This window comes from Noviherbaspirillum malthae (assembly GCF_015352985.1).
Classification (GTDB): Bacteria; Pseudomonadota; Gammaproteobacteria; order Burkholderiales; family Burkholderiaceae_D; genus Noviherbaspirillum; species Noviherbaspirillum malthae.
Map to the genome: position 1 here is coordinate 29,285 of NZ_JACYXF010000043.1, position 21,982 is coordinate 51,266.

Annotated in this window: 22 protein-coding genes and 1 pseudogene; 21 read left to right on the forward strand and 2 right to left on the reverse strand. The window is 63.1% G+C overall.

Features of this window, described 5'->3' with window-relative positions:
• Positions 1-18: 18 nt before the first annotated feature.
• From IGW03_RS27265 to IGW03_RS27275, 3 genes are all read left to right on the forward strand, one after another.
• Complete coding sequence (locus tag IGW03_RS27265; protein WP_151638161.1) at positions 19-1,005, forward strand: Bug family tripartite tricarboxylate transporter substrate binding protein; 987 nt, start codon at positions 19-21, stop codon at positions 1,003-1,005.
• Positions 1,006-1,101: 96 nt separating this feature from the next.
• Complete coding sequence (locus IGW03_RS27270; RefSeq protein ID WP_228536126.1) at positions 1,102-2,034, forward strand: LysR family transcriptional regulator; 933 nt, start codon at positions 1,102-1,104, stop codon at positions 2,032-2,034.
• A gap of 87 nt (positions 2,035-2,121) precedes the next feature.
• Positions 2,122-3,432 (forward strand): IS1380 family transposase, encoded by a 1,311-nt coding sequence (locus tag IGW03_RS27275; RefSeq protein ID WP_194725693.1) that lies wholly within the window; start codon positions 2,122-2,124, stop codon positions 3,430-3,432.
• 322 nt (positions 3,433-3,754) lie between these two features.
• Here IGW03_RS27275 and IGW03_RS27280 read toward each other — a convergent pair whose 3' ends face one another.
• Positions 3,755-4,642: a DMT family transporter gene (locus IGW03_RS27280; RefSeq protein WP_194725674.1), complete on the reverse strand. Its 888-nt coding sequence runs from the start codon at positions 4,640-4,642 to the stop codon at positions 3,755-3,757.
• 202 nt (positions 4,643-4,844) lie between these two features.
• On the opposite strand from IGW03_RS27280, the gene IGW03_RS27285 reads away from it, so the two are divergent.
• The 18 genes and pseudogenes from IGW03_RS27285 to IGW03_RS39085 form a co-directional block, all read left to right on the forward strand.
• Positions 4,845-5,165 (forward strand): non-heme iron oxygenase ferredoxin subunit, encoded by a 321-nt coding sequence (locus IGW03_RS27285; RefSeq protein ID WP_194725675.1) that lies wholly within the window; start codon positions 4,845-4,847, stop codon positions 5,163-5,165.
• Between the two features lie 124 nt (positions 5,166-5,289).
• The gene (locus IGW03_RS27290) at positions 5,290-6,156 is read left to right on the forward strand and encodes a fumarylacetoacetate hydrolase family protein (protein ID WP_194725676.1); all 867 of its coding nucleotides are present in this window, start codon (positions 5,290-5,292) and stop codon (positions 6,154-6,156) included.
• A gap of 17 nt (positions 6,157-6,173) precedes the next feature.
• A complete protein-coding gene (locus IGW03_RS27295; RefSeq protein WP_194725677.1) occupies positions 6,174-7,175 on the forward strand; it encodes an ornithine cyclodeaminase family protein in 1,002 nt (333 codons plus the stop codon).
• A gap of 41 nt (positions 7,176-7,216) precedes the next feature.
• On the forward strand, positions 7,217-8,314 hold the full coding sequence (locus IGW03_RS27300) for a cupin domain-containing protein (RefSeq protein WP_194725678.1): 1,098 nt from the start codon (positions 7,217-7,219) through the stop codon (positions 8,312-8,314).
• 25 nt (positions 8,315-8,339) lie between these two features.
• Positions 8,340-8,837 carry an aromatic-ring-hydroxylating dioxygenase subunit beta gene (locus tag IGW03_RS27305; RefSeq protein WP_404822499.1) on the forward strand — a complete coding sequence of 166 codons (498 nt, stop codon included), beginning with the start codon at positions 8,340-8,342 and terminating at the stop codon, positions 8,835-8,837.
• Between the two features lie 13 nt (positions 8,838-8,850).
• Positions 8,851-10,098, forward strand: a complete 1,248-nt coding sequence (locus IGW03_RS27310; protein WP_194725680.1) for an aromatic ring-hydroxylating dioxygenase subunit alpha — start codon at positions 8,851-8,853, stop codon at positions 10,096-10,098.
• The gene (locus IGW03_RS27315; RefSeq protein WP_194725681.1) at positions 10,095-11,135 is read left to right on the forward strand and encodes an NADP-dependent oxidoreductase; all 1,041 of its coding nucleotides are present in this window, start codon (positions 10,095-10,097) and stop codon (positions 11,133-11,135) included. Before IGW03_RS27310 ends, IGW03_RS27315 begins: the two co-directional genes overlap by 4 nt.
• A gap of 71 nt (positions 11,136-11,206) precedes the next feature.
• Positions 11,207-12,430, forward strand: a complete 1,224-nt coding sequence (locus IGW03_RS27320; RefSeq protein WP_194725682.1) for an ABC transporter substrate-binding protein — start codon at positions 11,207-11,209, stop codon at positions 12,428-12,430.
• Positions 12,431-12,496: 66 nt separating this feature from the next.
• Positions 12,497-13,360 (forward strand): branched-chain amino acid ABC transporter permease, encoded by an 864-nt coding sequence (locus tag IGW03_RS27325; protein ID WP_194725683.1) that lies wholly within the window; start codon positions 12,497-12,499, stop codon positions 13,358-13,360.
• Between the two features lie 2 nt (positions 13,361-13,362).
• The gene (locus IGW03_RS27330) at positions 13,363-14,355 is read left to right on the forward strand and encodes a branched-chain amino acid ABC transporter permease (RefSeq protein WP_194725684.1); all 993 of its coding nucleotides are present in this window, start codon (positions 13,363-13,365) and stop codon (positions 14,353-14,355) included.
• Complete coding sequence (locus IGW03_RS27335) at positions 14,352-15,098, forward strand: ABC transporter ATP-binding protein (RefSeq protein WP_194725685.1); 747 nt, start codon at positions 14,352-14,354, stop codon at positions 15,096-15,098. Before IGW03_RS27330 ends, IGW03_RS27335 begins: the two co-directional genes overlap by 4 nt.
• Complete coding sequence (locus tag IGW03_RS27340; protein ID WP_194725686.1) at positions 15,099-15,794, forward strand: ABC transporter ATP-binding protein; 696 nt, start codon at positions 15,099-15,101, stop codon at positions 15,792-15,794.
• A 28-nt stretch (positions 15,795-15,822) separates the two neighbouring features.
• Positions 15,823-16,560, forward strand: a complete 738-nt coding sequence (locus IGW03_RS27345; protein WP_194725687.1) for an SDR family oxidoreductase — start codon at positions 15,823-15,825, stop codon at positions 16,558-16,560.
• A gap of 32 nt (positions 16,561-16,592) precedes the next feature.
• Positions 16,593-17,576: an NAD(P)H-quinone oxidoreductase gene (locus tag IGW03_RS27350; protein ID WP_194725688.1), complete on the forward strand. Its 984-nt coding sequence runs from the start codon at positions 16,593-16,595 to the stop codon at positions 17,574-17,576.
• A gap of 140 nt (positions 17,577-17,716) precedes the next feature.
• Complete coding sequence (locus tag IGW03_RS27355) at positions 17,717-18,739, forward strand: Bug family tripartite tricarboxylate transporter substrate binding protein (RefSeq protein WP_194725689.1); 1,023 nt, start codon at positions 17,717-17,719, stop codon at positions 18,737-18,739.
• Positions 18,740-19,064: 325 nt separating this feature from the next.
• A complete protein-coding gene (locus IGW03_RS27360; RefSeq protein WP_194725690.1) occupies positions 19,065-20,096 on the forward strand; it encodes a porin in 1,032 nt (343 codons plus the stop codon).
• A gap of 178 nt (positions 20,097-20,274) precedes the next feature.
• Entirely contained in the window at positions 20,275-20,565 is a 291-nt protein-coding gene (locus IGW03_RS27365; protein ID WP_194725691.1) for a hypothetical protein, read from the forward strand.
• Positions 20,566-20,641: 76 nt separating this feature from the next.
• A pseudogene (locus tag IGW03_RS39085) lies at positions 20,642-20,884 on the forward strand (DUF4214 domain-containing protein); the annotation flags it as partial.
• A 76-nt stretch (positions 20,885-20,960) separates the two neighbouring features.
• On the opposite strand, the gene IGW03_RS27375 reads toward IGW03_RS39085, so the two are convergent.
• On the reverse strand, positions 20,961-21,982 hold a 1,022-nt coding region (locus IGW03_RS27375), incomplete at its 5' end, for an IS701 family transposase (protein ID WP_228536127.1).

Sequence of the window (21,982 nt, forward strand, 5' to 3'; positions counted from 1 at the left end):
TCCAAGAGGAGCAAAGCAATGATGAGTACTACCCGCCGTGGCGTGATCGCCGCTATCGCCGCGACCGCCGTGCTGGCCGCGGCCCCGCTGGGCGCGTTCGCGCAGTCTTATCCGGACAAGCCGATCCGCCTGGTGGTACCCTTTCCGCCGGGCGGCGGCGCCGATACCCTGGCGCGCCTGGTGATGCAGCGCGTGTCGGTCGATCTCGGACAGAACATCGTGATCGACAACCGCCCCGGCGCAGGTGGCAACCTGGGGGCGCAGATCGTCGCCAAGAGCGCGGCCGACGGCTACACGCTGCTCTACGGTACCAATGGCACGCACGGCATCAACAAGTGGCTGTACAAGCAGATCGGCTATGATCCGCAGAAGGACTTCCAGCCGGTAACCAAGATGACCCGGATCGCGGCGATGATGGTCGTGCGTAACGACTTTCCCGCGAAAACGATGGCCGAACTGCTGGCGCTGGTGAAAGCCAACCCCGGCAAGTATACGTTCGCCTCCGCCGGCAACGGCACGACCTCGCACCTGTCGATGGAAATCCTGAAGCAGACCGCAGGCCTCGACATCCAGCACATCCCGTACCGCGGCGGCGCGCAGGCGCTCGCCGACCTGATGGGCGGGCGCATCGACATGATGCTGGACGTGATGCCCAATACCGCGCCGCAGGCCAAGGCCGGCCGCGTGCGGCCACTGGCGGTGTCGTCAGCCAAGCGGCTGGAAAGCCACCCGGATTTGCCGACGATCGCCGAGTCCGGGATCGCCGGCTTCGACGTCGTCGCCTGGGACGGCATCTACGCCCCGGCCGGCACCCCACGCCCGATCGTCGACCGGCTGAATGCATCGATCATCAAGGTGCTGAAGGAGCCGGAGCTGCGCAAGAACCTGATCGAGCGCGGGTCGGAGCCGATGGCGGGCACCCCGGAAGAGCATGCGGCCTACATCGAAAAGGAGTTGCAGATGTGGAAACCAGCGGTCGAAAAGTCCGGTGCCCGCATCGACTGATTGCAACAGCCTCCGACAACTTTGCTCCGACCCAACAGGATTTATGCAAAGATACACCGCAAGGATTGAAGGAGACAGCAGGAGATGGCCTGCGTGATGACCCAGTTCATGGAAGCGACGGCGCAAAGCGCTAGCATTTTCGAGGACTTGACCACGCTGCGCATTTTTGTGCGCACGGTCCAGGTTGGTAATTTTTCCGAGGTCGCCCGGCGCATGGACGTCACGCCCGCGATGGTCAGCAAGCGCATGGCCGCGTTCGAGGCCAAGGCGGGGCAGCGCCTGTTCAACCGCGACACCCGGCACCTGATGGTCACTGAGGTGGGCCAGATGCTCTACGAGCGCGCGATGCGGGCGCTGCTCGAACTGGACCTGGCGGCTGAGGAGATGTCGTCGATTCAGGATACCGCGACCGGCCACCTGCGGCTGACCGCGCCCGCGATGCTCGGGCAGGCGGTGATCGCGCAACAACTGCCCCGGTTCTTGCGCGACAACCCGCTGCTGTCGGTCGACATCAACTTCTCGATGGAGAAGCTTGACCTGTACAAGGGACGCATCGACGTGGCGGTGCGCATCGCCGATGTCATCGACCCAGGAATGATCGCCATCAAGCTGGCGCCGTACAGCCGGGCGTTTTGCGCGTCGCCGGACTACCTTCGCCAGTATGGCGTGCCGTTGGTCCCGGAAGACCTGATGAACCATAACTGCCTGATCACCCGCGGTTCGAGTCTGAATACGCGCTGGCCGGTCAAGCGCGAGGACGAGATTGGCCACGTTCATGTAAAGGGTAACTTCACGACCGACAACGGCCAAGCCGGCCTGCTCGTCTGCCGTGCCGGACTGGGCGTCATGATGTGCCCGCGCTGGATGGCCGAGGATGACTTAAAACGTGGCACGCTGGTCGAGATACTGGCAGACTACCTGCCGGACAACCGCGCCGTCTACGCGGTGCTGCTGCAGCGCACCGGCACCTCCGCCAAACTGCAAACCGCAGTCGACTTCCTCAAGAACTGCTTCGCCGGCATGCGCTAGCCCGAATATTTCATGAGTGAGGTCGGCGATTCCGTGCCGAAGCGCGTTGTTATTGGTGCTCAAGCCAAACAACAACCGGAATCGCCGATGCCAAATTGTACCGTTGAATCAATCGAGTTAGGAAGGGTCGGACGCCGCGTGATCGAGGCCTCGTTCGACGGCGGGGACCTCAGTAGTGACGCGGGCGTGTTGCTGTTGCGGCGCGCCGACGAGCATATTGGCCTCACGCGTGCCGTCGCCAAGGTGTTTGCCGACAGGCGTCGCGCTGCCAGCGTCACCCATGCGGCAGGCGATCTGTTCAGGCAACGTCTGTACGCGCTGTGCTGCGGCTGGGAAGATGTCACCGATCACAATACGCTGCGGCACGACCTGGCGCTGCAGACCGCAGTCGGGCGTGACGGTGCGTTGGCGTCCGGGCCGACGCTGTACCATCTGGAAGCCACTTGCACGCCCGCGCACACCGCCGCGCTGCACGGCGTGCTGCTCGACCAGTTCATTGCCAGTCGCGCCGAAACTCCACAAGAACTGATCCTCGACATCGACGCCACCCATATACCGCTGCACGGCAAACAGGAGAAGGCGCATTTCCACCGTTACTACGACAACTACTGCTACCTGCCGCTGTACGTGTTTTGCGGGCAGGACCTGCTGGCCTGCGTGCTGCGCCCGTCCAGCCGCGATCCGGCCAGCGTCCTGTCGGCGCTGATCAAGTTGATCGCGCAACGCCTGCGCCAGAAGTGGCCCCAGGTGCGCCTGATCGTGCGCGGCGATTCGGGTTTTTGCCGTCCGGCCGCGTTGCGCCGCTTCGACAAGTGGGGCATCCATTACATCATTGGACTGCAAAAGAACGCGGCGCTGTTGAAACGGGTGGAGCTGGCAGAACTGGCGATCGCCGATGCGTATGCCGCCACCGGCATCAAGCAGCACATGATCAGCGAGTTCGACTATGCCGCCGGCACCTGGGAGCACGAGCGGCATGTGATTGCGCGACTGGAACACGATGCGCGCGGCGCCAATCCCCGCTTCGTCGTGACCAGCCTGCACGGTGATTGCGAAGCCTTGTATGAACAGCTCTACTGCGCCCGGGGCGAAGCCGAGAACCGCATCAAGGAGGCGCAGCTCGACCTGTTCGGTCGGCGCGCCAGCTGCCATAAATTCCAGGGCAACCAGTTGCGCCTGCTGCTGGCTGCATTGGCCTACACACTCATGATCCATTTGCGCCGTCTCGCATTGGACGGTACTGAACTCGAACGTGCCTGCACGGCGACGATCCGCACGAAGCTGCTCAAGATCGGCGCGGCTATCGTGCGCAACACGCGCCGCATCCGCGTGCTGATGGCGTCACACCATCCGCTCAAGCGCGTGTTCTTCGCTGCTGCACGGGCACTCGCCCCTTAGCCGGTCCGAGTGCTGCTCCCGGCACGTTGAAAAACAATGGGGGTAGGGGGAATTGCGTCTGCAGCGTGAAAATCGCAGCACAGATCGCCCTGCCCGACACTTACCGCACACTTCTCACATGCCCACAGGCGAAAAACCTCTTCACTCCGCACGTTCATGAAATATCCGGGCTAGCGGTAAACCAGGTTCATGGCCCCATCTCGTCTCGACGACGGGCGCGGGGCAAGGCCACAGCCTGGTTGCCACGCACATTGCCGGCGCGTCCGAAGGCGCTGCCGCCGGCCCTCGACGACGCGTCGCAATCATAACGCCCGATCCGCGCCTAAGCCTGCGTGGCCTTGTCGGCTGCCCGGCGGCGTTCCGCGACGATGCTGTAGAGATTGCCGCCCAAAATGCAGGCCGCACCTACGAAGAGCAGTCCCTGCAGCGGCTCACCGTAGAACGCCGCGCCAACGACCGCGATCAAGGGCAGGCGCAGAAAATCCATCGGGATCACCACGGTTGCATCGGCCAGTTTCATCGCCCGCGCCAGGCAGTAATGCGTGATCAGCCCCATGCTGCCGGCCAGCAGGATCAGCGGGACCTGCACCAACGTGGGCGTCACCCAGTGCATGACCGACGGTACCAGACCCAGCGGGAGTTGGATCAGCGACATGTAGAACAGGATGCTCAGCGGCGTCGACACCGGCGACAGCTTCTTGGTCATCACGTACGACAGCGAGAACGCCACTGAGCCCAGGAGGACCGCGAGGGCCGCCGGATGCACGGCACCGGTGTCCGGGCGCACGATGATGAACACGCCGGTTAAGCCCAGCACCACCGACACGATGCGCGGCAGGGTCAGGCGCTCGCCGAGGATCACCGCGGCCAGCAGCGCCGACCAGACCGGCGCGGTGAACTCGATCGCAAACACCTGCGCCATCGGGATGAAGGCGATGCCATAGATCCAGCCGTACTGGCCGCCAAAATGGCTGATGTTACGCACCAGGTGCTCGCCGAGGTGGGCCGTTCTGATCTGGTGCCAGCCGTACTTGTTCAGCAGTAGCGAGATGATCATCAGCCCCAGAACGCTGCGGAAAAACAGGATCTGAAAGACCGAGAGGGTGGCCGAAAGGTGGCGGGCGGCTAGCGCCATGGCTACCAACGAGAGCAGGGCGCCGCCCATCCAGAGTGCGGCCCGCGTGGTGGGATGCCAAGTTGAAGGTGTCACGTTGAGTCCTTTTCTTGTCGGGAGGCCTGCATCCGGCCTACCAGTCTCCGCCTGCAATTATGACATCGGCGATCCGCGTCCACCGTTCCGTTACGGAAAAGCTCTTTTTCCGTGAGGTGCCTTGTCCGGCCGCGGCGCTTCTTGCACGATGGCGGCAACCATAGCCGTGCAGGACGCATGGCGAATAACAAAGGAGACCGACATGAGCGAACAATGGCGCGACGTGTGCGCAGTGGAAGCGATTGACGAAGAGGTGCCGCTGGCGGTGTCGGTGGACGGCCGTGAAATCGCGCTGTACCGGATCGACGGCCAGATCTATGCGACCGACAACCTGTGCAGCCACGGCAACGCGCGGCTTTGCGACGGCTACCTGGAAGGCCACGAGATCGAGTGCCCGCTGCACCAGGGGCGCTTTGACGTGCGCAACGGCCGCGCGATGTGCGCACCGCTGACCGCCGATATCCGGATCTACCCGGCTAAAACCGACGGCGACCGGGTGTTGCTTAACATCATGCCGGCGTAGGCCGCCGCCTGATCGGATTCGGAACAGGTGCTGTTCCGGTGCCGGCATTGTCGCACCCGATCTCCTGGCGCACACTAAACGAGATAAAAATACGTACGACCGCACCGCACGCAGGAGACTTCACATGAAACTGGTCAGCTATATCGACCGCCGCAAGGTTGACCCGGCGCCCTCGTTCGGCGCGCTGGTGGGCGCCAGCATCATCGATCTGTCCACGACCGACATTAGCACCGTGCGCGACGCGCTGACGTTCGGCTCTCTATCGACGCTGGCCGAACAACTGGAGGCGCACCGCGGCAAAGACAAATCTGCCGTGCCCCTGGAACATGCGACGCTGCTGCCCCCGGTGACCAATCCCGACAAGATCCTCTGCGTTGGCCTGAACTACCACCTGCACGCGAAAGAGGCGAACATGCCAATCCCGGCTCGCCCGTCGGTGTTCGTGCGCTTTGCGTCATCGTTCGCCGGGCCCGATCAGCCGGTGCTGCGCCCGCTTGAGTCGGAGCAGTTCGACTACGAGGCCGAGCTGGCGGTCGTCATCGGACGTCCCGCGCGGCGCGTGGCCGAAGCCGACGCAATGCAGTATGTGGCCGGGTATATGTGCATGGCCGAGAACTCGATCCGCGACTGGCAAAAGCACGCCACGCAAGCCACTGCTGGGAAGAACTTCATGCATTCCGGTGCGCTCGGGCCTTGCCTAGTCACCGCCGACGAAGCGCCCGGCCCGGACGAGATGCAAGTCGTCGGACGACTGAACGGTGAGGTGGTGCAGGACGACAGCGCCGCCAACATGATTTTCACGGTCGCGCAGATCATCGCCTACCTGTCCACCTTCACTGAGTTGTTACCCGGAGACATCATTGCTACCGGGACGCCCGCCGGCGTTGGTATGTCGAAGAAGCCGCCGTGCTACCTGCGCAACGGCGACGTGTTTGAGGTCGAGATCACGGGCTTGGGCGTGCTGCGCAACCCCGTCCACAACGAATCGTAATTTTTACAGGAGTAATTATGAGTCAATCTGCGATCTGGCTGAGCGAAGCCGACGTCGCATCGCTGGTGTCACTGAAGGACACGCTGGGCGTGCTGGAGGCCGGCGTGCGCGAGTTGGGCGAGGACACCGCATTCAACATCCCGAAGGCGTTGGCCAATTTCCATGACGCGTCGTCGCTGCATTCGCTGGGCTCGGTCATGCTGGGCGCAGGCGTCTGCGGTTTCAAGAACTGGATCAACACGCCGCAGGGCGCCAAAGCGCTGTTCATCCTGTTCGACGCCAACGAGGGACGGCTGCTGGCAATGATGGAGGCGAACTGCCTGGGCCAGATGCGCACCGCGGCGATGACGGGTCTGGGCACCAGGTGGATGACGAACCCGGACGTGCGCGAGATGACGTTGATCGGCACTGGCCGCCAAGCGCTGACGCAAGTCGCCGCGGTGCACCTGGTGCAGAACCTGAAGCAGATCCGGATTTGGAGCCCGACCGCCGAAAAACGTCAGGCGTTCTGCAAGGAAGTAGCCTCGCAGTTCGATATCGAGGTGATCGAGTCCAAGACGCTGGAAGAGGCGACCGAGGGCGCACCGATCGTCACCACGGTAACCCGCGCCCGCGAGCCGTTCCTGAAATCATCGATGCTCGCCCACGGCGCCCACCTGAACGCGGTCGGCGCGATCTTGCCGCACAGCGCCGAGTTCGAGCAGGAAGTGTTCGAGCGTGTGGGTTTCATCGGCGTCGACGACGTGCCGAATGCGAAGAAGGCTTCGCGCGAGCTGATCGAGTACTTCGACAAGGGAGCCGGCGCCGGCAACTGGGACCGCGTGCGCCCGTTGGGCAAGATAATTGCCAATGGTGAAAAAGCGCCGGCTGGCTGCGACATCACGCTGTTCAAGTCGATGGGTATGGGCATTTCCGACCTGACGGTCGCCGCGCTGGCCTACCGCCGGGCAAACGAACGTGGCATCGGCGAGCCAATACCGCTGGTGGCCAAAGCACCGGTCCGCTGGACCGACAAGTAATCTTGGGCGACCCGCCCCCCACACAACCGATGGAGACAGCAATGGACAATGGCATCACCCTCGTAGATATAAGCTGCCAGTCGCCGCGTGAACAGGCGTTCTGGCAGACCGTGGTACTCCCGCGCGCGGCCATCGAGGCCGAGGTCGAGCGGCTGGCCTCGATCGCACGGCCGGCCAACGGCCGCCGCGCCGCCTCGGTCAATCACCCGATGAATACCGGTCCGGTGCCGTGCTTTGCGCCCGGGATCGACGTAGTCATCATGGTGTTGAAGCCGGGCGAGGAAACCACCCCCGACCTGCGCAATTCAAGCCGCGTCGACATATGCATCCGCGGCACCGGCGTCGTCAAGACCGGCAACAAGGAATTCCGCGTGGAGAAGTATGACGTCTGGAACACGCCGTCGATGCAGCCGCAGGTAGTGCGAAATGACGGCCAGGACCTGATGGTGCGCCTGTCCTACAGCAATGCCCCGCTGCTGGAGCGGTTGGAGGTGCACTATGTGAACGAGAATCCGCAGATCGCGGGCCAGAGCGATGAAGGTCGTGAGCTGGCGGCCAACCAGCGCCGCGCGCGCGAAGCGTCGAAACCGATTCCGATCGGTAGCGATGGGGCGCAGATGCTGGGCTACGAATGGCTGGTCGACATCGACACGATCGACTCCAAAGCGCTGCACTGGCCATGGAAGGAAGTCGAGCCGCACCTGGGCAATGTCTACAGCATGGACCTCGGTTACACTGGCCGCCACCTGTACGTGCTGTACAACCCGGCCACTGAGCGCCGTATCGGCACTTCGCCGAGCTTCTTCGCGACGATCGCCAAGCTGCCACCCGGTAAAGTCGACAAGCCGCACCGCCACACGTCGGCGGCGATCAACTACATCATGTGGGGGCACGGCAAGAGCGCGGTCAATGGCCAGAAGATCGAATGGCAGGAAGGCGACCTGCACTTCTCCGCCCCCGGCTGGTCGATCCACAACCACGCCTCGCGCGAGCAGGGCTTCATGGCGCTGACGATCCAGGACCATCCGCTCCACATCGCCAACGAGTCGCTGCTGTGGCAGGAGACGATGAAGTCGCCGATCCTCAAACTGGGCACCGACTATGGGATCCAGACCAACCTAGCGACGGTCGCGGAGTAAGCCGATGAACAACCGCATCGAACCGATCGTCGCGCCGGTGGCGCCCAGCGTCGAGACCGCCGCGTTGGAGCAGGAAATCCGTCGGCTGTACGATGAGGTGGCAGACCTGCTCGACCAGGACGAGGTCGAGCGCTTTCCCGACTACTTCATCGACGATTGCGTCTACCAGGTCGTGTCGCGCGAGAACTACTCGGAGAACCTGCCGCAGGCGGCGATCTACTGCGACGGCATCGGCATGGTGCGTGACCGGGTGATCGCGCTGCGCGAAACCCAGGTCTACGTGCCCCGGACCTGGCGCCATTTCATCAGCGGGATCCGGATCACCGCGATCGATGACGGCGCAGTCCACGTGCGCGCGAACTTCATGCTGACTGAAGCGATGTCGGACGCCGACCCGACGCTGTTTTTGGTTGGCCAGTACCTCGACGTGCTGGTGCGCGATGGCGAGCGGCTCAAGTTCAGGCAGCGGCTGGCGGTCTACGACAACCACCACGTCCACCGTTCGCTAATCGTGCCGGTCTAACACAGGAGACAATATGGAACAGACAGTATCCTTGGCTGCGCTCCGCGCCGCCAAGCGTGAGTGGCCGCAGGAAGGCTGGACCCGCGTGCCGTTCTGGGTCTATACCGACCCTGATATCTACCAGCGCGAGCTGGACACCTTCTTCTACGGGCGCACTTGGAACTACGTGGCGCTGGAATGCGAGATCCCGGAAAAGGGCTCGTTCAAGCGCAGCTGGATCGGCGAGCGCCAGGTAGTGGTGGTGCGTGGCGAGGATGACCAGATCCACGTCTGGGAAAACCGCTGCGCGCACCGCGGCGCGCGCGTGTGCTGGAAAAACAAGGGCAAGGAAGAATCTTTTACCTGCCCGTACCACCAGTGGAACTTCGGCCTGGACGGCTCGCTGCAGGGCGTGCCGTTGAAGCGCGGCGTGCTGAAAAAGGGCGGCATGCCGTCCGACTTCGACAACAGCAAGCACGGGTTGAAGGCGCTGTCAGTGCATGTCGAGGGCGGTTCGATCTGGGCAAGCTTCTCGCCGGACCCGCTGCCGTTCGCCGAGTACTGCGGCGAGGAGGTGATCACGAACCTGCGCCGCCAGTTCCCCGGCAAGAAGCTCAAGCTGCTGGGCTACAACCGCCAGCGGATCCCGGGCAACTGGAAGCTGTATTTCGAGAACCTGAAGGATCCGTACCACGCGACGCTGCTGCATTCGTTCCTGATCACCTTCGGCCTGTGGCGCGCCGATACCCAGAGCGAGTCGATCCCGGCCGAGTCCGGACACAGCATCATGGTTTCCCGCAACGTCGGCAAGAAGAAGTCGGAGGCGGCCGCGGAAATCGCGCGCTTCAAGGAAGCGCTGGACCTGCACGACCTCGATACGGTGACTCCACGCCCGGAATTCGAGGACGGCAAGGTGGTCGCGATCACCCATTTCCCGAGCTGCGTGATCCACCAGCAGGCCAACACCTTTGGCATGCGCCACGTGATCCCGAAGGGGGCCGGCTCGTTTGAGCTGGCCTGGACCTTCTTCGGCTACGAGGACGATGACGAGGAGATGACGCGGCTGCGCGTTCGCCACGCGAACCTGTACGGCCCCGCGGGTTTCGTCGCGATGGAGGATGGCGAAGTGCTGTCGGAGTCGCAACTGGGTGCGCACCACTACGGGCACCGCTGCGCGGTGGTCGAGATGGGCGGACGGGAAGTGGACAAGCAGGACCACATGGTGACCGAGGTGCTGATCCGCGCCTTCTACAAGCACTACCGAGAGATGATGGACATATGAGCGAGGTCTTGCGCCATGCTCCCGTGGTACCCGAGAGTTTCCAGCGGGTGGTGCTGGCATCCCGCCCCTTGTCGCGCCCGTCGGTCGAGCATTTCCGCGTTGAAACGGTGGAGACGCCCTCCATTGCGGACGGGCAGGTTCTGGTGCGCAACCGGTACCTGTCGATCGATCCTTACATGCTGGGCCGGATGTTCGACGCCCGATCGTATGCAACCCCGCACCCGTTGGGCGAGGCGATGATCGGGGAGACGGTCGGCAAGATCGTCGCCACGCGCCATCCGCGCTTGGTGGTAGGCGACACCGTGGTGGGTCCGCTGGGCTGGCAGGAGCTCGCGGTTTCCGACGGCGGCAACCTGGACAAGATCAACGACGCCGATATCGGCCTGTCAACCTACCTGGGCGCGGTCGGCATGACCGGGATTACCGCCTGGTACGGGATGCACCAGATCTGCGAGCCGCGGCCGGGTGAAACCGTGGTGGTCAGCGGCGCGGCCGGCGCTGTGGGCAGCGTCGCGGTGCAGCTGGCCCGGGAGCGGGGCTGCCGGGTGATCGGGATTGCCGGCGGCCGTCTGAAGTGTGACACAGTAATCCGCGAGTTCGGCGTAGCCGCTTGTGTGGACTACCGGGGCGCGCCCGATGCCGCAGCGCTACAAGGGGCTATCGCCCACCTCGCGCCCAATGGCGTCGATGCCTTTTTCGACAACGTCAATGGCATGACCCTGGACGCGGTGCTGCCGCTAATGAAGCCGTTCGGCCGCATCGCGCTGTGCGGGATGATCGCCCGCTACGGACAGCAACCGATGACCCTTTCCAACCACGGCTTTCTGCTGCTGTCGCGCCTGCGCGCGCAGGGTTTTATCGTGTACGACCACCGCCCGCTGTGGCCCCAGGCCCGCGTGGAGCTTGCGGCCCTGGTGCGTGCCGGGCGACTGAAGGTGCTGGAAACCGTCAGCGAGGGCATCACGTCGGCTCCGGCGGCCTGTATCGGACTCATGGAGGGAAAGAACCTCGGCAAACAGATTGTGAAGTTGTACTGAGCACCCGCAAGGGCACGTAGAAACAGGGGCGGCTCACCGCCACGCATTACTTTATCCAACAGGAAGAGACAATGGACAAGCAAAGTAAAACCACCGGCACCGGCCTATCGCGCCGCAACTTCATCAAGGGCGCTGGCGCGGTCGGTGCCGGTGCACTGTTTGGCGGCATCGCGCCGGGGGTGCTGGCGCAGTCGAAGGCGCCGTTGAAGATCGGCGCCCTCAACACCTATTCGAAGGTGTACGCGGCGCTCGGCAATGGCAACCTGAACGGCATGCAGATGTATTTCGACCAGATCGGCAACACCATCGCCGGTCGCAAGATTGAGATCGTGCGCGAGGACGATGAGCTCAACCCGCAGGTGGGCCTGCAAAAGCTCAAGAAACTGGTCGAATCGGACAAGTGCGACCTGATCACCGGCATCCAAGGCAGCAACGTCGCAATGGCAGCGGTGCAATACCTGCGCCAGAGCGGCGCGTTCATGCTGTGCTCGGGCGCCGGTATTTCGAACCTGTCTTACACCCGTCTGCCGTACTTCTTCCGCTGTTCGACCACCACCTACACCACCCACTCCGCGATGGGTGAATGGTTTTACGACAATATCGCGAAGGAAGTGCTGCTGACCGCCTCAGACTTCGCCGGCGGCCGTGGCTCGCTGGCCGAGTTCAAGGCCGGTTTTACGAAGAAAGGCGGCAAGATTATCAAGGAAATTTACCCGCCGCTCGGTAACAGTGACTTCAGCCCCTATTTGGCCGACATCCGCAACAGCAACGCGCCGGCCACTTTCAGCTTCTATGCCGGCACCGACGCTGTGCGCTTCATCAAGCAATACGACGAGTATGGCCTGAAAGGCAAGTGCCGCCTGACCGGCTCGGGCTTCATGCTCGACTCCGACACGCTACCCGCACAGGGCCGTGCCGCGCTGGGCGCGATTAACTCCCTGCACTATGCGGACACGCTGGACAACCCAGCCAACAAGCAGTTTGTTGCCGAATACCAGGCCAAGCACAAGGAGTTCCCGAGCGTGTACACCGAGTACGGTTACGTCGCCGCACGGGTCATTCATGCTGCACTGGAAGCGGTTGACGGCAACGCCAGCGACAAGGCCAAGCTGCGCGAGGCTATGCGCCGCGTGAAGTTCGAGGCCCCGCGCGGCCCGTTCAGCTTCAACCCGGTCACTCAGAGCCCGATCCACAACATCTATATTCGCGAAGTCGCGGAGGTCAACGGCCGCATCACGAACAAGGTGTTGCATTCGATCAAGGAAGTGGCGGAGCCGGACAAGCAGCCAATCTGACGCTCCAGGCTTGACCCGGCACGGCGGACACTGTGCCGGGCGATCTCACGCGCATAGAAAGTCGTTATGGATTTCATCTTTTCCCAATTACTCAACAGCCTGGCGCTGGGCGTTCTGCTGTTCATGATGTCAGCGGGTCTGTCGCTGATCTTCGGGCTCATGAACGTGGTCAATATCGCCCACGGCTCGTTTTTCATGATCGGCGCGTTCACCGCCTTTACCCTGGTCCAGATGTTCGGCAATTTTTGGCTAGCGTTGGCCATCGGCTGGGTACCGGCGGTTGCCTGCGCTATCCTGATGGAGCGCATTTTCATCCGACCGTTGTACAACCGCGGACACCTCGACCAAGTGCTCCTGACTTTCGGTTTCATTTTCGTGTTCGGCGACCTGGCCAAGTACCTGTGGGGCGCCGATATCCGCAACGTTGCACCGCCTGAAATTCTCGACGGCAGCCTTCAGGTGGCCGGCGCGATCCTGCCTAAGTATCGGCTGTTCCTGGTCTTCTTCGGCGGTGCGGTCGCCGCGGGCCTGTGGTGGTTCCTCGAGCGTAGCCGGGTAGGGGCGATGGTGCGCGCCGGCGTCGATGATGCGGCAACCGCGTCTGGCATCGGCATTAACGTGCCGCTGCTGTTTGGCTGCATCTTTGCGCTGGGCGCGGCGTTGGCGGCGATCGGCGGTATCGTAGCCAGCCCGATCATGGGCATCTACCTAGGGATGGATATCGAGATCCTGATCCCGGCGTTCATCGTGGTTGTGGTCGGTGGCATGGGCAGCCTGCGTGGGGCGCTGGTCGCGGGCCTGCTGGTAGGGCTGATCGACACGTTCGGCAAGGCGTACTTCCCGGACTACGCGCTGTTCCTGGTGTACCTGTTGATGGTAGTGGTGCTGCTGGCGCGTCCGCAGGGATTGTTTGGGTTGACGAAAGGGTAACCATGAAACTCTCTAATAAACCGGTCCTGTTCGTCCTGCTGTGCGTGGTGCTGGCGATCGTACCGCTGGCCTCAGACTACGTGCTCGGGATCGTCTCCGAGATACTGATCTTCGCAATCTTCGCGATGAGCCTAAACCTGCTGGTCGGTTACACCGGACTGATGTCGTTCGGGCATTCCGCGTTCTTCGGGATGGCGACCTATACGGTCATCGCGCTCGGCGTGCACCTTGGCCTGTCAGGCTGGTGGGGGGCTCTGGCCGGCATTGCGGCCTCGACCCTACTGGCAGCGATTGTTGGCGTGTTCTGCATTAGGGTTTCCGGGATCCCGTTCCTGATGCTGACGATGGCGTTCTCGCAGCTGCTGTTTGCCGCGGCCTTGAAATGGCGCAGCGTCACCGGCGGCACAGACGGCCTGATCGGCTTCACTCCGCCAGAACTGTTCGGCGTGTCGCTGGGCGCTTCGGCGACCGCACGCTATGCAGTGGTCGTGATCGGCTTCGTGCTAGTGCTGGCGTTCCTGTGGGCGCTGGTGCGTTCGCCGCTGGGATCGATCTTCATCGGCATTCGCGACAACGAGCAGCGCATGCGCGCGGTCGGCTACCCGGTGCAGCGCTTCAAGCTGATCGCCTTCACGATCGCCGGGGGCCTCGCCGGCGTGGGCGGCGCACTGTACGCACTGTTCAATGCCTACGTGTCCACCGACATCCTGCACTGGCACCTGTCCGGCGATGCGCTGATCATGGTGGTGCTGGGTGGCGGCGGCACGGTGATCGGGCCGGCGGTTGGGGCAGCGATCTTCCTGCTGCTGAAGAACTTCATCAGTTCCTACAACGAGTACTGGTCACTATGGGTCGGCGTGATCTTCATCCTGTGCGTGATGTTCCTGCGCCAGGGCGTATGGGGATTCGTGGCGGGCAAGTTCGCCGCAGCGAGGGCACTCGGCGGGGCGGCACCGGCGCCGCAAGCCAATGGCGCGGCAGGAGAAGTGAAATGACGGCACTACTCCAGACGGAAAAGCTGCACAAGGCGTTTGGCAGCCTGGTCGTGACCAAGGACGTCGACCTCGCGGTCGAGGTCGGGCAGAAGCACGTGATCATCGGGCCGAACGGGGCCGGCAAGACCAGCCTCGTGCACCAGTTGACCGGCCAGTTGCGCCCGACCTCGGGTCGGGTGCTGTTTAACGGGGCGGATATTACCGGCGCGGCGCCCGAGGCGATCTGCCAGATGGGCGTGGGCCGCACTTTCCAAAAGAACAACCTGTTCCTGTCGCTGTCGGTGCGCGAGAACGTGCGGCTGGCGGTGCAGGCCAAGCAGGGTGGCTGGTACGAGGCGATCCGAAGTGTCGCATCGCGGCGCAAACAGTGGGAGCGTGCCGACCAGATCCTCGAGCAGGTGCAACTGGCCGGCAGTTACGACCGTGCAGTGTCGGCGCTGTCCTACGGCGAGCAACGCCAGCTGGAGGTGGCAATTGCGCTGGCGGCGGAGCCGACACTGCTGCTGCTGGATGAGCCGACGTCGGGCATGTCGCCGGCCGAGACCGACCGCATGATCGATCTTGTGCGCGGCTTGCCGAAGCATCTCGGCGTGTTGATGATCGAGCACGACATGAAGGTGGTGTTCTCGCTGGCCGACCGGATCACGGTGCTGTACTACGGCGAGGTGCTGGCCTCCGGTTCGCCGGCCGAAATTCAGGGCCATCCGCGCGTACGCGAGGTCTATCTTGGGGGAAAACACTAAATGCTCGAAGTCGACAACATACACAGCTACTATGGCGACAGCCACGTGTTGCGCGGCGTTTCGCTGCAGGTCAAGCCGGGCGAGGTCACCTCGATCCTCGGCCGCAACGGGGCCGGTAAGACCACAACCGTACTGTCCATCATGGGCTACCTGAAGCCGCGCCAGGGCACGGTCGTCTACGACGGGAAACCGATCAATGGACTGCCGTCGCACCGGATCTCGCGCATGGGCCTGGGCTTCGTGCCGCAGGAGCGCGGCGTGTTCCCTAGCCTATCGGTCGAGGAAAACCTGACGGTCGCGGCGCGTCCGGGCCGCGACGGCCGCTGGACGCTGGAACGGATCTATGAACTGTTCCCGCGCCTGAAGGAGCGCCGCAACAACCGCGGCTTCCAGCTCTCCGGCGGCGAGCAGCAGATGGTGTCGATTGCGCGCGCACTGTTGCTCAATCCGTCGGTCATCATCCTGGACGAGCCGTCCGAGGGTCTCGCGCCGCTGATCGTCGATGAGATTGTCGAGATCCTGCGTAAGATGAAGAACGAGGGACTGGCGATCCTGTTGATTGAGCAAAACCTGAAGGCGGCGCTGGACCTGGGCGACATGCACTACGTACTATCCAAGGGCGAGGTCTGCTTCACCGGCACCAGCGACTCGCTGCGCGGTAATGACGCGGTGCTCTCGACGCATCTGAGCGTCTGACCGGACGGCGCAGAGAAGGAGTTGGACAATGCAAAATCTGTTCGTGGTGACCGGCGGCAGCCGCGGGATTGGCGCGCAGATTGCGCGCCAGGCCGCCCGCCACTATCCGGTCGTGATCACTTACCGCAGCCGGGCCGACGAGGCCACGAAGCTAGTGCGGGACATCGAGGCTGCCGGCGGGCAGGCATGGGCAATCTGCGCGGATGTCGGCGACGAGGCGGCGATGACGGACGCGTTTGCGCAAATCGATGCGCTGGGCTCGATCGCGGTGCTGGTCAACAATGCCGGCGTCACCGGCGGCACCGCGCGGGTGGACGAGGTGCGCGCCGAGACGCTGGCCGAGGTCTGGCGGGTCAACGTCACCGGCGCGTTCATTGCCGCGCGAGAAGCGGTGCGGCGCATGTCGACCGCACGCGGTGGCGCCGGCGGCGTGATCGTCAACGTGTCGTCGGCCGCGTCAGTGCTCGGCTCGGCGCATACCTGGGTCCACTACGCGGCCAGCAAGGGTGCGATGGACACGATGACCGTCGGGCTGGCCAGGGAAGTCGCGCGGGAAGGCATCCGCGTCAATGCGGTACGCCCGGGCCTGATCGATACCGAGATCCAGCGCGACCGCCCGCCGCAACTGCTGGCGCAGATGGTGGCGGCGATTCCAATGGGGAGGATGGGTACCGCTGAAGAGATGGCGCAAACCGTTCTGTGGCTGGCTTCCCCGGCCGCATCCTACGTGACAGGCGCCCTGCTGGATGCGCGGGGTGGGCTGTGACCGCAGCGCAGGACCTGCCTTGTGCGGACGCGATGAAAGCGATCGAGATCACAGCATCCGGTCCTCCCGACGTGCTCCGGCCATGCGTACGGCCGGTGCCCACGTGCGCACGGGGCGAGGTGCTGATCAGGGTGCATGCGGCGGGCATCAACCGGCCGGACCTCTCGCAACGCATGGGCAAGCATATGCCCCCTCCGGGCGTGACCGACATCCCCGGGCTGGAAGTGGCGGGCACCATAGTCGCCGGCGACCTCGCCGGTAGCCGGTTCGCGCCGGGAGACGCCGTCTGCGCGCTGCTGCCGGGAGGCGGCTACGCCGAATACTGCACCGTGCCGCTGGGTCAGTGCCTGCCGGTTCCGGAAGGCCTGTCGATGGCCGAGGCCGCGTCCCTTCCCGAGACCTTCTTTACGGTATGGAGCAACGTCTACGACCGCGCGCACCTGAAGCGCGGAGAGACGCTGCTCGTACATGGCGGCGCATCGGGTATTGGCGTGGCCGCCATACAGATCGCCACGGCGCTCGGCAGCCGCGTGTGGGCGACGGCCAGCAGCGACGAGAAATGTCGCGCATGCGAAGCACTCGGCGCGGTGCGCGGAATCAATTACCGCACCCAGGATTTCGGGCAGGCGGTGAGAGAGGGCACCGGCGGGAGCGGCGTGGACGTGATCCTCGACATGGTCGGCGGCGACTATCTCCAACGTGATGTCGACTGCTTGGCCGATGATGGCCGCGTCGTGCTGATCTCGATGCTGGGCGGCCCGGCCGGCAGCATCGATCTCGCGCAACTCATGCGCCGCCGGCTGACGGTCTCCGGCTCGATGCTGCGTGCGCGCGCCGCCCCGGTCAAGGCGGCAATTGCCGTCAGCCTCCGCCGCCATGTCTGGCCGCTTCTGGAAGCAGGAGCGATCAAGCAGGTCGTCCATGCCTGCTTTCCTCTCGAGGAGGCTGCCGCTGCGCATCGGCTAATGGAAAGCGGCACCCACGTGGGAAAGATCGTGCTCCTGGTCCGGGATTGACACGGATGACTGCACCCGCGAGCGAGACAGCAGGACAGAACGCCGTGCCGGGTTAGGCCGGGACGCCCTCGATACGGGCGGAGCCCGACGGCAGGTCAACAGGTCAACACTAACGCATCATCAACGGAGGAGACACCACCATGCTGGCACATTCCATACAAAGACTCACAGGCCTGAAACGGTCCTGGCTGGCTGCGGGGGCCGTTATGCTGGCCGCCACCGCGGCACCGGACCTTACATCCGCCCAGAGCGGCAAGCCGGCGCGCGCATGGCCGACCGAGACCGTCAAACTGATCGTGCCCACTGCGCCTGGCTCGTCTGGGGACATCGTGGCGCGTCTCCTGGCCAACAAGCTGTCGCCCATCTGGGGACATCCGGTGGTGATCGAAAATCGCCCCGGCGCGGGGGGGCTGATCGCGATGCGGGCCACTGCGTCGGCTGCACCCGACGGCCACACGCTCACGCTCACCCACACATCGGCCGCTGTAGTCACGCCCTATGTCTACCGCGCGGCAAAGTACGACGTCGAAAAGGATTTCACTCCAATAGCGGTGATCGGTTATACGCCCATGGCGATCGTCGCCTCCGTCCAATCCAGGGAGAAGGACCTCGCGGAACTGATCGAAGCGTCGCGTCAGAATCCCGACAAGCTCGCAATGGGCCATCCCGGGCATGCCACGATGGCACACCTGTCGGCGGAGCTACTCGGCCAAGAGGCGGGTGCGAAGATATTCCTCGCCAACATGGGCAGTGCAGCCAACGGCCTCAAGGGCGTCCTCGCCGGCGACATCCGGTATTACATAGACGGACTGGCGCCCCTGATGCCCATGATCCGCAGTAACCGCGTGCGGCTGCTGACGGTGTTCTCCGATAAGGTGCCGGATGGACTGGAGGGCACGACGCTGGCAAAGTCATCCGCAGCGGGCATGGTGATGCACGGGTGGTTTGCAATGATGGGGCCGGCCGGCATGCCGAAGGCGGTGACGGGAAAGATCAATGCCGACGTGAACCAGGTGCTTGCACTGCCCGAGATCGCGGCACGCCTCAAGGACTTCGCGACCTATCCGCAGACGGGCAGCGTGGACGAGGCGACTAGCTACATCCAGGCGGAGAAACAACGCTGGAGCAAGGTACTAAAGCGCGCCAATATCGAAGCGCAATAGCGCACCCCCATGCGCGCATTGCGGCCGAGATCGACGATCAGGTACGAACTGTGATGGCGGCCCGGTACCGTCGCCATCTTCTGACACGTCCGATCTCCGGCAGCGTACGGTGCGCTGTTCGCACGCATCGCAGGACCTGTTCTGCAACGGAATAACTGCTATTCCACTCCGTGGCTTGTTGGATGCATGGCTTCAGTAGAAACTTTACGCAGCGAAGGATCGCGTGCCGCGATCCGCGCACGGCAGTGCGCGCATTGCCGAACAGAGGTCGCCTAGCGTTGAATAAGGGCGACCATAACAGGAGCAGACAATTCAAGGAGATGCGGTGAAAAAGGCACTACTTTTGCTATTGGGAGCCAGTACACTGGCCGGCAGCGCGATCGCGCAGACCAACGTGTCGATTTACGGCCTGGTGGACGCTGGCATCGTGCATGAACGCGGCGGCGCAACCGACAGCGTTACGCTGCTGGGCAGCGGCATTGCCGCCGGGTCGCGTCTCGGCTTCCGCGGTGTGGAAGACCTTGGTGGCGGCCTGGCAGCCACCTTCGTACTCGAAATGGGATTCAACATCGACACCGGCGTCTCGGGACAGGGCGCGCTCTTCGGCCGTCAGGCATGGGTCGGTCTGCAGCAAAATGGTGTCGGCAACGTGATGCTCGGCCGTCAGTACACCCCCTTGTTCAACACCGTCAATGCAATTGACCCCTTCGGCGGTGCGAGCATGGCCGGGTCCGGCAACAACATGCTTGCTGAAGGCGGCATTCGCATGAACAACACCGTCAAGGTTGCCGCAGTCGGAACCGGCCCCCTGGTCGCAGAGGTGGCGTACGGCTTCGGCGAAACCCCGGGCGACAGCAGCGCCAACCGCAACATGGGTGCAATGCTGGGCTACAAGAGCGGACCTGTGGATGTCCGGTTCGGCTACCACCGTAACAACAACGCCGACGGCACCGACGACGGCCGCAGCGCGATGATCGGCGGCACCTACGACTTCAAGGTCGCCAAGGCACATCTGGGTATGCAAGCGAACAAGGGCCTCGTGATCATCAACGGCCGCCCGATCGCCGATACGGATACCCGTGACCTGATCATCGGCGCCACCGTACCGTTCGGGGCCAACAGTCTGCTCGTGTCCTATACTCACAAGGATGACCGCAGTGCCGCTGATGGCGACGCGCGTCAGCTGGCACTCGGTATCTCGCATCGCCTCTCCAAGCGCACCGATCTGTATGCGTCGGTCGCGCGTATCAAGAACGACGCGCCAGTTGGCTCGGTGCGCTTCTACACCGTCGGCAACGGCTCTAGCCAGGGCACGGGCGACCGCGCGTTCAACGTCGGCGTGCGTCATTTGTTCTGACGCCGTCATCCCATTGATTGATCATCAAGGTACTTCAGCGCGGGCGACCGCGCTTTTTTTCGGCCGGCTTTTCCGTGCGTGCGCGAGATGTTCACAAAGCAACCGGTCCGTTGATGTGTAAGCGTCTGACGAAGCTTCCAATTACCCGCCACAGGCATTGCTGTGCACCGACCAGGAAATGATGCCGGCCCAAATTCTCGGCTGGTTCGTGCGGCGCTGGCAGGTCGAGGTAACGTTTGAAGAAACGCGTGCACACCTGGGCATGGAAACGCAGCGACAGTGGTCGGCTCCGGCGATTTCCCGTACTACCCCGGCGATACTGGCCCTGTACTCGGTGGTGACATTGCTGGCCAAGCCCTTGTTCGAACAAGGCTTGGTCGCTATCCGAACGGCGGCCTGGTATGACAAGCAGGTCGCAACCTTCTCCGATACGATCGCCTTGGTGCGTCGCTATTTATGGTACGCGTAGACTTTATCCATGTCGGACAAATCAGCCGATATAATAAAAATCCCGCGTGCCTTGTTTCTGCGCTTGACCGATACGCTTGCGTATATATCAGGCGGCGTTTGATAGAGTACCTGACGCTCATGGCCTTCAAAGCTGGATCGATTACGTAAATGCGGGCAATAGTTTGGAACAAGTCTCTTCGGGATTTACCGATTCCGATGAACTCAAATTGCTGTACGGTGCAAATGTTTTGCACGATCAGTTTGTTACCCGCCTGTATGCCAACGTGTTGCACCGATTGCCCGACGAGGGCGGCTTTGCAACGTGGATGAATGCATTAAATAGCACTACTCTGCCATGTTACTCACGCCGATGTAAGTGTATGGTGGCGCTGCATTGGGGACACTGGATGCAAATTACGGGGCGAAGCGCGGCGATAAGGGCGCGGCGTACCGCCGGCAATGATGGCTGGGGTGGCGGACCCGGTGCATTGGTTGCCGGTTTTCCCCCGTTTGTAAGGCACTGGCCAGGCGTCGGTGCTGCAGAAAGCCAAACGCAATCATCGTCAGTAACGCATGATGGTGCAGCCCGAGCCAGGATCTGCCTTCGTAATGGTCCAGGCCAAGTTCATCCTTGAGTTGCTGATGCGCCTGCTCGCATGCCCAGCGGGCCTTAATCGCACGTACCAGCGTCCTACGCGGCGTGTCAGGCGGGTGGTTGGTGAAGTAATATTTGCGCTCGCCGCTGCAACGCGCTTCGCACACCAGCCATGCGACTTGGCCAGGAAGATGCTGCCAATGTGAAGCCAGCACACCGTCTGCAACGCACACCCGCACCGCAGCGAAGTGCGCACTGAGCATGCCCTTAGTGCCACAGCGCCACGAACAGCGCCGCAGGGCCTTGGGACCCAACATTTCAATCATCTGCACAACCGACACGCTCGGTACAGAGGGTTTTGCATACTTGGCGGGGCGTCCCAGCGGAGGATTCGCCGGCATATTCAGCGTCACATCTGCTGGATAGACCTTTTGTGTCGGCTGCACAGCTACTGCCCATCGTAGACCTCGCTGCGTAAGCCCGGCACGAAAGCCTGCCGAACTGCCATAGCCCGCGTCGGCCAGCACCATGCCAAAGCGCACGCCGTCCGTCAGCGCGGCATCGATCTGCGCCAGCGCGATATCTCCCTTGGTTTCGAACGTGATTGACTCGGGCACCTTGGCTGCTGCACGACGTGCTTCGTCCTGTGCCCAATCCTCAGGCAGGTACAGCCGCAGGGCGATCGGCACTGGCACCTCCTTGCGCGCCAAGGTAAGCGAGACGAGCACTTGGCAGTTAGCCTGCTTGCCCAGCACGCCGCAGTGCTGACGCTTGACGCCGACCGAGTGCTTGCCCTGCTTGGGCAGCGCCGTGTCGTCCACGATCAGCGCGGCGTCCTTGC

What these genes read in the sequence shown, in the direction of transcription:
- IGW03_RS27265 (WP_151638161.1), top strand. Translation starts at nt 19, where the DNA reads ATGATGAGTACTACCCGCCGTGGCGTGATCGCCGCTATCGCCGCGACC.
- IGW03_RS27270 (WP_228536126.1), top strand. Translation starts at nt 1,102, where the DNA reads ATGACCCAGTTCATGGAAGCGACGGCGCAAAGCGCTAGCATTTTCGAG.
- IGW03_RS27275 (WP_194725693.1), top strand. Translation starts at nt 2,122, where the DNA reads ATGCCAAATTGTACCGTTGAATCAATCGAGTTAGGAAGGGTCGGACGC.
- IGW03_RS27285 (WP_194725675.1), top strand. Translation starts at nt 4,845, where the DNA reads ATGAGCGAACAATGGCGCGACGTGTGCGCAGTGGAAGCGATTGACGAA.
- IGW03_RS27290 (WP_194725676.1), top strand. Translation starts at nt 5,290, where the DNA reads ATGAAACTGGTCAGCTATATCGACCGCCGCAAGGTTGACCCGGCGCCC.
- IGW03_RS27295 (WP_194725677.1), top strand. Translation starts at nt 6,174, where the DNA reads ATGAGTCAATCTGCGATCTGGCTGAGCGAAGCCGACGTCGCATCGCTG.
- IGW03_RS27300 (WP_194725678.1), top strand. Translation starts at nt 7,217, where the DNA reads ATGGACAATGGCATCACCCTCGTAGATATAAGCTGCCAGTCGCCGCGT.
- IGW03_RS27310 (WP_194725680.1), top strand. Translation starts at nt 8,851, where the DNA reads ATGGAACAGACAGTATCCTTGGCTGCGCTCCGCGCCGCCAAGCGTGAG.
- IGW03_RS27315 (WP_194725681.1), top strand. Translation starts at nt 10,095, where the DNA reads ATGAGCGAGGTCTTGCGCCATGCTCCCGTGGTACCCGAGAGTTTCCAG.
- IGW03_RS27320 (WP_194725682.1), top strand. Translation starts at nt 11,207, where the DNA reads ATGGACAAGCAAAGTAAAACCACCGGCACCGGCCTATCGCGCCGCAAC.
- IGW03_RS27325 (WP_194725683.1), top strand. Translation starts at nt 12,497, where the DNA reads ATGGATTTCATCTTTTCCCAATTACTCAACAGCCTGGCGCTGGGCGTT.
- IGW03_RS27330 (WP_194725684.1), top strand. Translation starts at nt 13,363, where the DNA reads ATGAAACTCTCTAATAAACCGGTCCTGTTCGTCCTGCTGTGCGTGGTG.
- IGW03_RS27335 (WP_194725685.1), top strand. Translation starts at nt 14,352, where the DNA reads ATGACGGCACTACTCCAGACGGAAAAGCTGCACAAGGCGTTTGGCAGC.
- IGW03_RS27340 (WP_194725686.1), top strand. Translation starts at nt 15,099, where the DNA reads ATGCTCGAAGTCGACAACATACACAGCTACTATGGCGACAGCCACGTG.
- IGW03_RS27345 (WP_194725687.1), top strand. Translation starts at nt 15,823, where the DNA reads ATGCAAAATCTGTTCGTGGTGACCGGCGGCAGCCGCGGGATTGGCGCG.
- IGW03_RS27350 (WP_194725688.1), top strand. Translation starts at nt 16,593, where the DNA reads ATGAAAGCGATCGAGATCACAGCATCCGGTCCTCCCGACGTGCTCCGG.
- IGW03_RS27355 (WP_194725689.1), top strand. Translation starts at nt 17,717, where the DNA reads ATGCTGGCACATTCCATACAAAGACTCACAGGCCTGAAACGGTCCTGG.
- IGW03_RS27365 (WP_194725691.1), top strand. Translation starts at nt 20,275, where the DNA reads ATGATGCCGGCCCAAATTCTCGGCTGGTTCGTGCGGCGCTGGCAGGTC.